The following is a 13,528-nucleotide window of genomic DNA, read 5'->3' as shown; positions in this document are numbered from 1 at the left end:
GGCGCCCCCGCTGCGGCCACACTAGGAAGCCCCTTCCTCCTCGGGTCGGGGAACCGCCAGGGGGAACGGGAACTTTGCCCCCACTTGCCTCCCGACCTTCATAACCGAACGTGATTCGGTTACCGTGTGGGAACACAGTGATCCCCGACACCCTCGGAGCAGCACATGAAGCGGGAACTCTTCGACGCCGACCAGGAACTCTTCCGCGAATCGGTCGCGGAGTTCCTCAAGCGGGAGGTCCAGCCCTTCCACGGCCAGTGGGAGAAGGACGGCGTCGTCCCCCGTCAGGTGTGGGTCGGGGCGGGCCGGGTCGGGCTGCTCGGTCACGGCGTGCCCGAGGAGTACGGGGGTACCGGCGTCCACGACTACCGCTACAACCAGATCGTCAACGAGGAGATCTGCCGTGCCCACGCCACAGGCCTCGGCGTCACCCTCCAGAACGACGTCATGGCCCCCTACCTGGTGGGCCTGACCAACGACGAGCAGAAGAAGCGCTGGCTGCCGGGCTTCGCCTCCGGTGAGCTGATCACCGCCATCGCCATGACCGAGCCCGGGACCGGCAGCGACCTCCAAGGGATCAAGACCTCCGCGGTACGCGACGGCGACGAGTTCGTGCTCAACGGCGCCAAGACCTTCATCACCAACGGCATCAACGCCGACCTGGTGGTCGTGGTCGCCCAGACCGACCCCGAGGCGGGTGCGCAGGGCTTCTCCCTGATCTGCGTCGAACGCGATACGCCCGGCTTCGACCGTGGCCGCAACCTCGACAAGGTCGGCATGAAGGCGCAGGACACCGCCGAACTGTTCTTCGACGACGTGCGCGTGCCCGCGGCCAACCTCATCGGCACCGAGGGCCAGGGCTTCATCCACCTGATGCGGAACCTGCCGCAGGAGCGATTGTCCATCGCCACCTGCGCGGTGGCCTCGGCCGACTTCATGCTCCAGCACACCATCGAGTACTGCCGTGACCGCACCGCCTTCGGTCGACCTATCGGACGCTTCCAGAACACCCGTTTCGTCCTGGCCGAGTCGGCCACCGAGGTGGACCTGGGCCGCACCTACGTGGACCGGGCGGTCCAGCTGCTCAACCGGGGTGAGCTCACCGTCGAGGACGCCGCGAAGGCCAAGTGGTGGACCACCGAGATGTGCAACCGGGTCATGGACCGTTGCCTCCAGCTTCACGGTGGGTACGGGTACATGATGGAATACCCCGTGGCACGGGCTTGGCAGGACTCACGCGTCCAGACGATCTTCGGTGGCACCACCGAGATCATGAAGGAGATCGTGGGCCGGGGCCTGGGTCTGTAGGGCGTATTCCGTGGATGCTGCCCGTCGCGAGCGGCGCATCCAGTGGTGCCGGCACAAGGCCGAAGAAGGAGTGCCCCTACTGTGCACGGCCTCGCAAGCTCGGCAGTGTCGCACAGCGGGGGCCCGCCCGGGTTTGGCTGTCGACTGATGAGAACGCAGTGACGGTGCCGCTGGGGCGCCGCGCAGCAGGGTATGTATTCGCGGAACATGCCCTAAACCCCCGTTCGGAAGGGTCCCGGTCATGAGCGGAGCGTGGGACGGCCTCATCGTGATGGGGCTGTTGGTCATCCTGTTGGTCCTCGGCGTCCGCAAGCTCCGTCCGAAGGTCCACATTCCGTGGAAGACCGGTGCCATCGTCCTGGTCTTCATCTTCGTCTGCATGCTGCTGTGGGCCTGGTCCTGGCGCTAACCGACGTCGAACACACCAAGGGCCCGCCTCACGAGGCGGGCCCTTCGGCGTCCGGAGAATCGGCGAGGCACGAACGAACGATCCCATAGGCGGGTGGGGACCGGCCGCCCGAGCCTCGGCCTCGATGGTTCAGGCGTACGGGTCGAAGTCGATCCCGTCGGGAACGGCCTTGGCGAGCGAGTCACCGAACCGCTCGTCCTTGAGGTCGAGCTGCGCGGAGCCGTAGTCGGCCCTCACGAGGATGTCCCTGATCCCCTCGGGGTAGCCGTCCCAGCCCACCAGGTCCGGGTACTGCCAGACCCCGTAGTGGTTCTCGGGTGGGTCGTCGTGGTCGGCGGCGAACCGGAAGGCGTGGGTGGAGGCGCCGTCCTTGTGGTAGACGATCTTGGGGTGCGTGCCCTCCCAGAGGAGGTCCTCCGCCGCCCGGGTGTCGTAGTCTCCGTGCGCCGAGGCCGACACGTGGCGCGCCTCGTCGTCGAGGACCCACACCACGACGTGTTCCAGGTCGTGCCGGTGCCCACAGCATCCGGGCAGGACCTGGTCCTTTTCGAAGTAGAGGGCGTACATGTAGGCGCACCAACCACTGTCATCACACTTGGCGCGAGAATAAGAATTGGTGTTGTCCAGGTCGGACTGGTCGCGACAGTTTCCGTTCAGTGCCCCCGAGGTGTTCAACCCTTCGGCGACACTGCCATCGGGTCCGATCGCGGGCGTCGAATAACAACCGTCCGTGTCGTAGTCGAAGGCCGGTTGCCATTTCGCTTCGGCCTCGGAGGAATTCGCGGGCAGGGAGGTCGGGGGCTCGGCGAACGCCGGAGCCGCGAGGGCAAGCACGATCGCGAAGGCCCCGAGGAGGGACACACCACCCCTCTTGGCGAACACCCAGGGTCGCCGAAGGGGGCCGGCGATCCCATCGGGGCTTTCTCCCCCGAAATCACCGGTGGAACTCAGGACCAGTTTTCCCGCCCCGGACGACAATGCACACACCACCATTTCCGCAGCGGGATGTCCGTTTACCACTGGATAAAGTAACCATCCGACTACAGCAAGGCAAGGTGTTCTGACGGCCTTTTTTCAGCGACCCGGAACAGGTTTAACGGGGCACGTTACCCCACCTGGGAAAAGAGGGTGAATCATCGAATCGGCACTTCGAGATCCCCGTGGCCGATGGTGGTGGTCGCAGACCGGAAGGACCGGGTCGGTCGGGGCGGCGGTGTGCGGCGGTGACCCGCCCGGCACACCGCCGCACGCCGGCTCAGACGTCCTCGTCGACCTTCTCCGCCTCGTCGGCCGCCACGTCCTCGGCCTCTTCGGGGGCGTGCATCGGCATCTCGAACCACACGGCCTTGCCGTCCGGTGTGGGACGCGAACCCCACCGGCTGGCGAGCTGCTCCACCAGGTACAGGCCACGTCCGCCCTCGTCGTCGGCGGCGGCGCTGCGGATCCGGGGAAGTCGCAGGTCGTGGTCGAAGACCTCCACCCACACGGCGTTGGCGCCACGGCGCAACCGGAGCAGGAACTCCTTGTCGCCGGAGTCGTCGCTGGACTCGTCCTCCTCCGCGACGGCCTCCAAGAGGTCGCTCCAGTCCTCGTCGAACTCGTCGGGCGCTCCGCCGCCCTCCAGCGGGGTCTCCGAGTCCAGCACCCCGCCGCCGGTGAACTCACGGTGCACGGGGCGAGGGGTGGCGTGGATGACCACGTTGGTGACGATCTCCGAGACAAGGAGGCAGGCCAGTTCGGCCTGGTCCCGATCGACGCCCCACTCCTTGAAGGTGTCCGCGGCCAGGTGTCGGGCCTCGCCCACGGTGGAGGCCTCGGACGGGAACCAGCCCTCGCGCAGCGCCAACTCCTCGGAGTGCGTGCGCACGACCAACAGCGCGGTGTCGTCGTCCAGCTCGCCCGGCACGCTGTACACGGCCGCCTCGGCGATCTGTTCGACGTCCTTGTCCGCGACCTCGGCGACGCGTTCGGTCAGCTGCGCCAGGGCACGTTCGGGGTCGGACTTGCCGCCCACGGGTTTGCGATCCACCAGACCGTCGGTGTACATCACCAGGGTCGCGCCGGTGGGCAGGCGCAGGTCGGCCTGGTGGTAGACGATGTCCTCCCCCGACCCGCCCTTGGCGCGAACGCCGAGCATGCGGTCGGTGACCTCCAGGTCCAGGGTCTCCACGGTGTCGGAGTTGATGAGGAGGGGCGACGCGTGCCCGGCGTTGGCGTAGGACAACTCCCGGGACCAGGCGTCGTAGACCATGTACAGGCAACTGACGCTGGGGATCCAGACCCCGCCCTTGTCGTCGGGGGTGCCCAGCTGGCGCACCCACTCGTCCAGCTCGCGCAGGATGTCGGCGGGTTCGCGGTCGGCCTGGGCGAAGGCGCGCAGGGCGGCGCGCAGCTGGCCCATGACGGCGGCGGCGTGCGGGCCGCGGCCCTCCACGTCACCGATGACCAGGCCCACCCGTCCGGCGGACAGGGGGATGGCGTCGTAGAAGTCTCCGCCCACCTGGGTCTGCACCCCGTGGCCGTGCGCCTCCAGCGGACCGGCCGGCAGGTACTGCTTGGCGACCGTCAGCCCGTCCAGGGGAGGGAAGTCACCGGGCAACAGGCTGTTCTGGAAGGCCAGCGCCGTGGAGCGTTCCTGCTCGAACAGACGGGCGTTGTCGATGGCCAGGGCGACCCGGGAGGCGATGGCGCCGACCAGGTCGCGGTCGAAGCCGCCGTAGCTGCTCTTCTGTCGAGGGGAGAGGCCGGACAGGGCCAGGGTGAGCACGCCCAGCACCTCACCACGGGCACGGAGCGGCGCGGCGATCGCGGAGGTGACGCCGACCTGGCGGGAGACCCGGTCGGAGCGGTCGTTGGGCGAGTTCTCGTACAGGTAGTCGCTGCTGACCACGGTTTCGAGTCGACGCAGCGCCTGGGTGACGAAGTGGCGTTCGGGGTAGCGGACCTCGTCCCCGACGTCGAACCAGGTGCGGGGCGGGGGCGTCCAGCCCTCGGCGTGCACGGAGACCTGCCGGACCAACCGTTCGTGGTCGTAGAGGTCGATGAAGCAGTGGTCGGCGAACTGGGGGACGAGGATCCCGGCCACGCCCTTGACGGTGGAGTCGAACTCCAGGGAGCCGGCCAGGCGGCTGCCGATCCGTTCGAGCAGCCCGTACTGTTCCTCGACCCGACCACTGCGCAGGGCCTCGCGGGCGATGAGGGTTATGCCGTCGATCTCGCCCGAGTCGTCGCGCATGGGCACGGCCTGCGCTCGCACGTGGATCCAGGTGGAGTCGCCCTTGAGCACCGCGAAGGTGCCCTCCCACGGTTCGCCGCGAAGGACGCGGCGGGCCAGTTGGGAGGCGTGTTCGCGGTCGGACTCGTGGATGCCGATGTCCAGTAGGGACAGGCCGATGTGGTCACGACCGCCCATGAACCCGAACAGCTCGCGAGCGTAGGGGTTCCAGTACCGAAGGAGGCTGAACCGGTCGATGACGACGATGGCGATCTCGGCCTGATCCACGACCTCTGCCGTGGCGAGCGCGTCACTCTCCCGGAAGGGCTCACCCCACCGTGTCATCTAGCCGCCACCTCGCCGTCATGAGCTGCATACATGCCCGCTCCGGGTACCCCGAACGACCGCACCTTGGGGCGAGCGTAGCAACACCGTCAACGTTCCCGCAGCGCAATGAGACAATCCCGATGAACAACCAATCAACGTGTACGGACGTTTCACGGCTTGGCGACGAAGATGTGCCCGGCAACATCCGCGGGGAGGTCGCTGTGACCGTCCTCGCCGATGATCCGCACTCCGCCGTCCGAAGCCCGAAGGACCACTTCCTGTCCGGGTTGTACCCCGGATTCGCGCAAGGTGAGCATGATGTCGGCGTCCGGCTGGAGCTGTTCACTGATGCGACGCACGGTGACGGTGGTGTCCGTGTTCGAGGCCGCGTCCACCATCGGCACGATGGAGTCGTCGGTGAACGGTTCGGGGGCGTACCCCTCCAGGCCCAGCTCGTCGAGGCCGGGGATCGGGTTGCCGTGCGGGCACACCGAGGGGGCGTTGAGCAGCGTCACCAGGCGCTTCTCGACCTCCTCGGAGATGACGTGCTCCCAGCGACAGGCCTCGATGTGGACGTCCTCCCAGGGCAGCCCGATGACGTCGACCAGAAGGCGCTCGGCGAGCCGGTGCTTGCGCATGACGTGGGTGGCCAGCCTGCGCCCCTCCTCGGTCATCACCAGGTGACGGTCGTTCTCGACCCGCAGCAGTCCGTCGCGCTCCATACGGGCGACCGTCTGGCTCACCGTTGGTCCGCTCTGGTGCAGGCGCTCGGCGATACGCGCTCGAAGCGGGACGATGCCCTCTTCCTCGAGCTCGAAGACCGTACGGAGATACATCTCCGTGGTGTCGATCAGCCCGTGTGCGGTCAAGACTCCCCTCCCAAGGCTCTGTGCTCGTCGCGCGGTCACGACAAGCACGGCAGGTCTCTCTCAACACAGGCCGGGACCACGTGATTCCCTGGGGCCGGGTGGGACCGGGACGTCCGAGGTACCGCTGGAGCGACCACCGATGCACCAAGCATATCCTGGCGCGCCGAGCCTGATTTTCCCCTTCGTCTCACGATGCGGACACGAACGACCCGTGAGACTCATGTGACGCAAGGGACCGAGGTCACAGGTGTGCAGGCCATTCGGTTGAAAAATGAACTACTTAAGACCCCTGCCCACGTCCCGAATCGTGACTCGACGACTCCCGAACTCATGTACGAAGCGACCAACATCACCCCGTAGCGGCCCGGCCACCCGGTTCCCTTAGGGAGCGAGGCGGTCGATCGTCCATTCCCCGTCCGCGCCGAGCAGGTAGCGGAACCGGTCGTGCATGCGGTCCGGACCACCCTGCCAGAATTCCACCTCCTGCGGGATCAGCCGATACCCGCCCCAGTACTCGGGCCGCGGGATGGCCTCGTCCTCGCCCCACACCGAGTCGAACTCGTGGAACAGGTGATCCAACTCCTCGCGATCGGCGACCGGCCGCGATTGCCGTTCACTCGCCCAGGCGCCCAGCTGGGAGCCGCGTGGTCGGGACGCGAAGTAGCGGTCGTTCTCCTCGTCGTCGAGGCGTTCCACCACACCCGCGAACAGCACCTGGCGGCGGATCGCGTGCCAGGGGAACACCACCGACGCCCGCGGATCGGCGGCCAGGGCACGACCCTTGCGCGAGGTGTAGTTGGTGAAGAAGCGCAGTCCCGAGCCGTCATAGCCCTTCATGAGCACCGTGCGCGACCGGGGAAGGCCCGACGGTTCCACCGACGACAGCACCATGGCGTTGGGTTCGGCCAGACCCGCCTCGCAGGCCTGGTCGAACCACAGGTGGAACTGGGCCATCGGCGATTCCGCCAGATCCGATCGACGCAAGGGCTCACCCATGTACGGTTTCCGCAGCTCGGCGGGGTTCTGGTGGTCCACACCCGGCATGATCTCGCGTCGGGGCCGGGCGGCGCCGGCCGCCCCCCGCCTCCCGCGTGTCCACGGGTCCTCCCCCGCCGCCCGTCATCACCCCACGTCCACCGGCAGGCACTGCGGGCCCGGCTCGACGGTGGTGGAATTGCGCGTACCGCAGCGTTGGAGGACGTGCTGACGTTGCACGTCGCCGGTCTGGTCGGTGACCCTGGGGCCGACGAGCACCAGTTGGACCATGCGCCCGCCGAGCCAGTTGCCGTCGTTGTCGTTGTCGAAGTTGATGTACCCGGAGACCCCGGTTAGCCCTTCGAACTCCTCGACCTGGCCGTACAGTTCGTCCCGCTTCTCCTCGTAGTCGTCATCGGTGCGCAGAAAGGGCTGCTGGTCGAGACCGAGCCGCTGCCGCAACCCGTCGTTCGCCGGTTCCCCCTTGGTCGGTCCGGTGGGAGGCAGGGCGTCGGCGATAACCAGGAGGGCGTCGTTGCCGATGGCCGCGTGGGCAATGGAGGGCAACCAGTCCGCGGGCAGCAGATTCTTATCCCACAACTCCTTATCGGCGCAGTCCTGCTGGGACCCTCTCCCGTAGTGCTCGCACACGAGTCGACTCATAGCGGAGTAGAAGCCCTGGCCGCTACCGCTGAGACCTTCCTCTTCCTCTTCGGTTCCCCAGGGGCCGCTGGGTGCCAGCGGCGTGTAGAAGACCGGATGGGTTTCGGCAGAATCCTCGATGGTCTGCTCCTCGTCGGAGAGGTGCTTGGATATGTCGTCACCACCGAGGATGGTCACTTCACCGCTGCTGCACTTCGCTCCCTTGGAATGAATGAGTGCGTTGTAGAACCCGGAGAAGTCCTCCGAGCGACCGGCGTAGTAGATCAGGTCGGGCGGGTCATCCGAGCAGATTCCCCTCAGTTGTTCGCGGAGGGTCGTTTTGTCCTGGTAAAGCAGAACCCCCTGGCTGTCGTACTCGTCGGAGTCGAGGACCTCCGAGCTGCGCCAGGCCTCTCCATTTATCTCACCGTCTTTTGTCTCACTGCCCTTGACGAAGGCCTCCATGAACTCCTGCGCCAAGTGCCGACCGTACTGTTCGTGCTCATTATTTTTGGCGTCGGTCTCGGCGTCAGCGAGCGCCACGGCCGTCTTATGCTCGGGTAGGCCGTGTTCCGCCCCCTCGGGGTCGGTCCAAGAGACACCCTCTAAGGCCCATTGGGCGGCCTGCGCCGCGATGCGACTGTTGGACGGCGCCACCGGAAAGAAGAAGCGATTGTGCCCTCCGGCCCCGGAACGAGCGACGTCGTCGAAGGTGGCGGTGGTCCCCATCATCGTCAGGGACGCTTTGCCGACCTCCCTGATGGCCAAGCTGTTGTTGACCACGCTGTGCCCGAAGCCGATGGCGGCGATCGGTCGATCCATGGCGAGGCTCTCATCCTTCGCCATATCGACGATCTCCTTGGCCGTCTCCTTGGAGTACGTCCAGTCCTCCCCCACGTTGCCGAGGAGGATTTTGATGTTGGGCCGATCCTTTCCCCGTTCATCGTTTTGTAGTTCCTGCTGGTAGGCGAGACCAAGCAGTTCGCCCTGGACCCCTGCCAGCTCGGAGCCGTCGTTTTCGACCGGAGAGGAGTCCTCGGAGTCCTTGGTGTCCTTCTTGAAGGCCTTAACGTCCTCGACGTACTTAGCGTCCTTGGAATCCGCAGCGCTCAGTTCCCCGACATAGGCGATCGTCACGTAGGGCTTCCCCGAGTCGTCCACCGCGTCGTTCTGGTCCCCGATCAGCTCGGTGACCTCCCGCAGCCGTTCGTCGAATACGAAGTCGCCGAAGGTCACCCCATAGCATTCCTTCCGATCCTTGCCCTTGACCCTGGTAATGCCCTGGGGCACCCAGGACCCCTCATCGATACACGGATGGAGCGCCTGTGCTTGCTCCGGGATCAGGACCAGACCGGCCAGTACGAGGAAGCCGGTCACCGCGACCGCGCCCGTGCTCACCGCAGCGGCCTTGACGGGGCGGGTCATCACCCACGTGGGTTCGGTCCGCCAGCTCCTCTCCCGCGACTCCGGTGGCCGCCCGGCGACGTGCAGGGTAAGGGTGCGTCGGGCGCCGAGCGCGCCGGACAGGTGGCGTTCACGGTGCCAGCCACGGATCTCCTTGGGGACCGAGTCGGTCCCGTCGAACTCCGGCAGATTCTTGTACCTGGCGACGGCGATCTCACCGCCGATCAGCGGCTTCTCCCCGTCACGATCCCGGATCTGCACCAGCAGCAGGGGGTCGGGCAGAGCGCGCCGCAGCCGTTCGTCCTCGATCAATCGGATGAGGTAGCGGCCCACGCGGCCCAGGCCCCGCTGGTCGTAGACGAGGACGGGGCGGGAGGCACGGGCCCGCCCGCGACTTCGGTTCGCGCCGTAGACCTGGTGGAGGTCGTCGAGTAGCGCGTTCACCGCGATGCGATGGGTGCCGGGTGGGTGGGCCCCCTTCCGCGGATCGGCGCCGCCGATCCGCCCCTTGTTGCGTTGGGGGTGGTGGAGCTCGTTGAGCAGGTGCACACCGCGTGCGCGGTGCCGCCCGACCCTTCCCTGGCCCTCGGGCGCGGGTTCCTGTGCTTGCCGGGAGTCGTCCTCGACCGGGTCCATGACGTACCGGTGGTGGTTGAGCCACCGGTAGGGGCGCCACGGCAGGAAGAAGAAGAAAACGGTGAGCAGGTACACGACCGCCAGGAACACGCCGGTCAGCAGTGACACGATCTCACCGAGCTGCTGGGCGGCCAGACCCACGAAGGCGAAGGGGGTGGCGGTGACGACGAGCGAGACGATGAAGGCCAGCGGGGTGAGGATCTTCTCGTCCGCCAGCCCGAAGGTGGCCTTGCCCGAGATCCGTGTGACCCAACGTGAGGTGACGGCGGCGACCCGCGCGAGTCTGCGCCAGTGGACGAGCGCGGTGGCGCTGAAGATCTCGCCACGCGAGGGTGGTTCTTCCTCGCTCGAACCGTGTCCGGCCTGTTCGACGCGGTCCAGGAGGTCCGCCCGATACTGGATCGCGTAGTTCAGGCGAGCCTCGCGCAACCCGTTGATGACCGCGGTCTGCCCCTGGCTGGTGTTCTCCAGACGGCCGTGTTCGGGGGTCTTCTCGGATCGGTCACCGCTCGCCCTGCTCCTGATCTCGATGAGATCGCAGCGGCGCAGCCACAGCAGGGAGTTCAGACGCGGCAGACGTGGCGGAGGTGGAGGTCTGCGACCCCTCTTCGGTTTCGGTGGGGAGTCCTTCCAGGCGAACCCGTCGTTCACCAGGTGTTCGATGTAGTCGTAGAGCTCGTCGGTGGTGACGTCGGTGTCGGAGTCGAGTGCCTCGTAGCGCCCCCGGGGCAGGCCGCGCGGCACGGTGTCGGCCAGTTCGGGGCGGGCCTGGGGACCCAGGGGACGCGTTCCTTGATCCTTGAACCATTCACGCGGATCGTGGGCGGGGTCGGCCATTCGCGCCTTTCCCGGCTCCCTGGTCTCCTCCGGCTTCTCGGTGGACCGAGGTGGGAGAAGCCAAACGGGATCTACGGCGCACTGTTGGACGAGCATGCGCCGGACCTCGGCGTGATCGGTGGCGTCGTCCAGCACCAGGTCGAGCACGGGCGGGGGTTCGGCCAGATCGCCGCGTTGGACCTTGCCCTTGCCGGCGGGGCGCCGATGGGCGACGCGGGCCTCCATACGACGCAGCCTTCGATGCAGGCCCCATCGCGGACGTGACCTCAACGCCTCGAAGACCTGAAGGAAACCGGGCAGGTCACCGGCCCTCCGGGGCGTGCCATCCGATCGATCGCTGCCGTTCCGGTCCGTCACGAAGCGCCTCCCTTCCACCGTTCGTATCGCTCATCACCCCTGGGAAGCGCCCCATTAGACAACAAGGTGAACGGTTTTTCACCGGGCGAAGCGAAATCGTCGCTGTCCAATACCGGACACCGAACAATCGTGTGAAGGCACCTACCGACGTTCACGTGATTTCACGCGACCAATCGCCGCCCTGACCGGCGGCGTCACCGGGTCCACCACTACGCTGTGCGGTGTGACCGAGATTCAGATTCCCGCGAACCTGCTGCCCGCCGACGGTCGTTTCGGGAGCGGCCCGTCCAAAGTCCGAGCCGCGCAACTCGACGCCCTCGCCGCCTCCGGTTCCCATTACATGGGCACCTCCCACCGCAAGAAGCCGGTGAAGTCCCTCGTGGGTCGGGTCCGTGCCGGGGTGCGCGGCCTGTTCTCCCTGCCCGACGGCTACGAGGTGGTCCTGGGCAACGGCGGCACCACCGCCTTCTGGGACATCGCCGCGCACGGACTGCTGCGCTCCAAGTCGCAGCACCTGTCCTTCGGTGAGTTCTCGAGCAAGTTCGCCAAGGTCGCCCAGGGCGCTCCGTGGTTGGCGGAGCCCACGATCATCAGCACCGCCCCCGGCACCCACGGCGAGGCCGTCGCCGAGGCCGGCGTGGACGTGTACGCCCTCACCCACAACGAGACCTCGACCGGTGTGGCCGCGCCGATCAAGCGTGTGGCCGGCGCCGACGAGGACGCCCTCGTGCTCGTGGACGCCACCAGTGGCGCGGGTGGTCTGCCGGTGGACATCGCCGAGACCGACGTCTACTACTTCGCCCCACAGAAGAGCTTCGCCGCCGACGGTGGGCTGTGGATCGCGATCATGTCGCCCAAGGCCCTGGCCCGGGTCGAGGAGATCGCCGCGAGCGGACGCTACGTCCCCGAGTTCTTCTCCCTGCCCACCGCGATCTCCAACTCCGCCAAGGACCAGACCTACAACACCCCGGCCGTGGCCACCCTGCTGCTCCTGGCCGAGCAGCTGGAGTGGATGAACGAGCAGGGTGGGCTGAAGTGGACCGTGGCGCGCACCCACGAGTCCTCCTCGATCCTCTACAACTGGGCGGACCGCACCTCGGTCACCTCGCCCTTCGTGGCGGACCCGGCCCAGCGTTCCCAGGTGGTCGGCACCATCGACTTCTCCGAGGACGTCGACGCCGCCAGGATCGCCGAGGTGCTGCGCGCCAACGGCGTCGTGGACACCGAGCCCTACCGCAAGCTCGGCCGTAACCAGCTGCGTGTGGCGATGTTCCCGGCCGTGGAGCCCAGCGACGTCAACGCACTCACCGAGTGCATCGACCACGTGCTGACCAAGCTGTCCTGACCCGGTCCGACGACCTTGGAGAATGGAAGCCGACCCGCCGTGCGTGGGTCGGCCTCCTCCTCTTACTACCGCTCATCGTTTCTCAGGACGGTTCGACTGTGCGCAGGAACAAGCAAGAAATCCCCATCAAGATCATTTCGCACCGGGGAGCCTCGGGTCACCGGCCCGAGCACACCCTGGCCTCCTATGAGCTGGCGGCCAGGCACGGCGGCGACTTCATCGAGATGGACCTGGTCGCCACCAAGGACGGCCACCTGATCTGCCGGCACGAACAGGAGATCGGCGAGACCACGGACGTGGCCGGCCGTCCCGAGTTCGCCGATCGGAGGGTCACCCGGACCATCGACGGGCGCACGGTGGAGGGGTTCTTCGCCCAGGACTTCACCCTGGCCGAGATCAAGACCCTGCGCGCGATCGAGCGTATGGCGAAGGTGCGGCCGGACAACGCGGTGATGGACGGCACCTACGAGATCCCCACGCTCCAGGAGGTCATCGAGCTGGCCCTGACCCTCACCCAGGAGCTGGGTCGCCCGGTCGGGATCTACCCCGAGACCAAGCACCCCGCCCACCACGTCGAGCAGGGTCTGGACCTGGAGCCGAAGCTGATCGCGGCGCTGCGTGAGGCGGAGTTGGTCGGCGAGGAGCCCCGGGTCCCGGTGTTCCTCCAGTCCTTCGAGGCCGAGAGCCTGCGCAAGCTCGCCGAGACCGGGCTGCCGCTGGTGTACCTGATGGGCACCGAGGAGCACTGGCTGCACTACACGACGCCGGAGGGGTTGGCCGAGGTGGCGACGTTCGCGCACGCCATCGGACCGCACAAGAGCCTGGTCATCACCACCAACGAGGACGGTTCGCTGGGTCAGCCCACCACCCTGGTCGACGACGCCCACGAGGCCGGGCTGCTGGTGCACCCGTTCACTTTCCGCAGCGAGAACCACTTCCTGCCCACCGACCTGCGTTCGGACGGTGACCCCAAGGACTACGGGGGTTTCGCCGCCGAGTACGAGGCGTTCTTCGAGGTCGGCGTGGACGGCGTGTTCAGTGATTTCTCTCGGCACGCCTTCTTGTGTCGAGAGCACTTCCTGGACCCCCAGCCGACCGACTAGACCGTCCCGGCACCGGGCCCTGATCCCCCGTGGTCTTGTACTTGTGGTCGACTCCGGCGCCGGAGTCGACCACAAAGTCAAAAACACCGATGCCGGTTGGGG

The 13,528-nt window shown here is 67.1% G+C and carries 9 protein-coding genes; 4 read left to right on the top strand and 5 right to left on the bottom strand.

The annotated features are described in order from the left end of the window. Positions 1 to 165: 165 nt before the first annotated feature. Positions 166 to 1,308 carry an acyl-CoA dehydrogenase family protein gene (locus tag ACWGKS_RS13990; RefSeq protein ID WP_358506872.1) on the top strand — a complete coding sequence of 381 codons (1,143 nt, stop codon included), beginning with the start codon at positions 166 to 168 and terminating at the stop codon, positions 1,306 to 1,308. 241 nt (positions 1,309 to 1,549) lie between these two features. Beyond that, positions 1,550 to 1,717, top strand: a complete 168-nt coding sequence (locus tag ACWGKS_RS13985; protein WP_358506870.1) for a hypothetical protein — start codon at positions 1,550 to 1,552, stop codon at positions 1,715 to 1,717. A gap of 129 nt (positions 1,718 to 1,846) precedes the next feature. Here ACWGKS_RS13985 and ACWGKS_RS13980 read toward each other — a convergent pair whose 3' ends face one another. The 5 genes from ACWGKS_RS13980 to ACWGKS_RS13960 all read right to left on the bottom strand — a co-directional run bounded on the left by ACWGKS_RS13980 (position 1,847) and on the right by ACWGKS_RS13960 (position 10,978). Further along, on the bottom strand, positions 1,847 to 2,578 hold the full coding sequence (locus tag ACWGKS_RS13980; protein ID WP_358506868.1) for an NPP1 family protein: 732 nt from the start codon (positions 2,576 to 2,578) through the stop codon (positions 1,847 to 1,849). 394 nt (positions 2,579 to 2,972) lie between these two features. Beyond that, positions 2,973 to 5,276 (bottom strand): ATP-binding SpoIIE family protein phosphatase, encoded by a 2,304-nt coding sequence (locus tag ACWGKS_RS13975; protein WP_358506866.1) that lies wholly within the window; start codon positions 5,274 to 5,276, stop codon positions 2,973 to 2,975. A 152-nt stretch (positions 5,277 to 5,428) separates the two neighbouring features. Further along, the gene (locus ACWGKS_RS13970; protein WP_358506864.1) at positions 5,429 to 6,127 is read right to left on the bottom strand and encodes a metal-dependent transcriptional regulator; all 699 of its coding nucleotides are present in this window, start codon (positions 6,125 to 6,127) and stop codon (positions 5,429 to 5,431) included. A 381-nt stretch (positions 6,128 to 6,508) separates the two neighbouring features. Next, positions 6,509 to 7,162 (bottom strand): pyridoxamine 5'-phosphate oxidase, encoded by a 654-nt coding sequence (pdxH, locus tag ACWGKS_RS13965; RefSeq protein WP_358506862.1) that lies wholly within the window; start codon positions 7,160 to 7,162, stop codon positions 6,509 to 6,511. Positions 7,163 to 7,249: 87 nt separating this feature from the next. Beyond that, a complete protein-coding gene (locus ACWGKS_RS13960; protein WP_358506860.1) occupies positions 7,250 to 10,978 on the bottom strand; it encodes a type 1 periplasmic-binding domain-containing protein in 3,729 nt (1,242 codons plus the stop codon). Positions 10,979 to 11,201: 223 nt separating this feature from the next. Here ACWGKS_RS13960 and serC point away from each other — a divergent pair, with 223 nt between their 5' ends. Further along, positions 11,202 to 12,323: a phosphoserine transaminase gene (gene serC / locus ACWGKS_RS13955; RefSeq protein WP_358506858.1), complete on the top strand. Its 1,122-nt coding sequence runs from the start codon at positions 11,202 to 11,204 to the stop codon at positions 12,321 to 12,323. 98 nt (positions 12,324 to 12,421) lie between these two features. Further along, a complete protein-coding gene (locus ACWGKS_RS13950; protein WP_358506856.1) occupies positions 12,422 to 13,426 on the top strand; it encodes a glycerophosphodiester phosphodiesterase family protein in 1,005 nt (334 codons plus the stop codon). The last annotated feature ends 102 nt before the right edge of the window (positions 13,427 to 13,528 follow it).

It is taken from the genome of Nocardiopsis sp. NPDC055879 (genome assembly GCF_053615935.1).
Note: the sequence above shows the minus strand (reverse complement) of the source record. Positions and strands in the feature narration are given on the sequence as shown.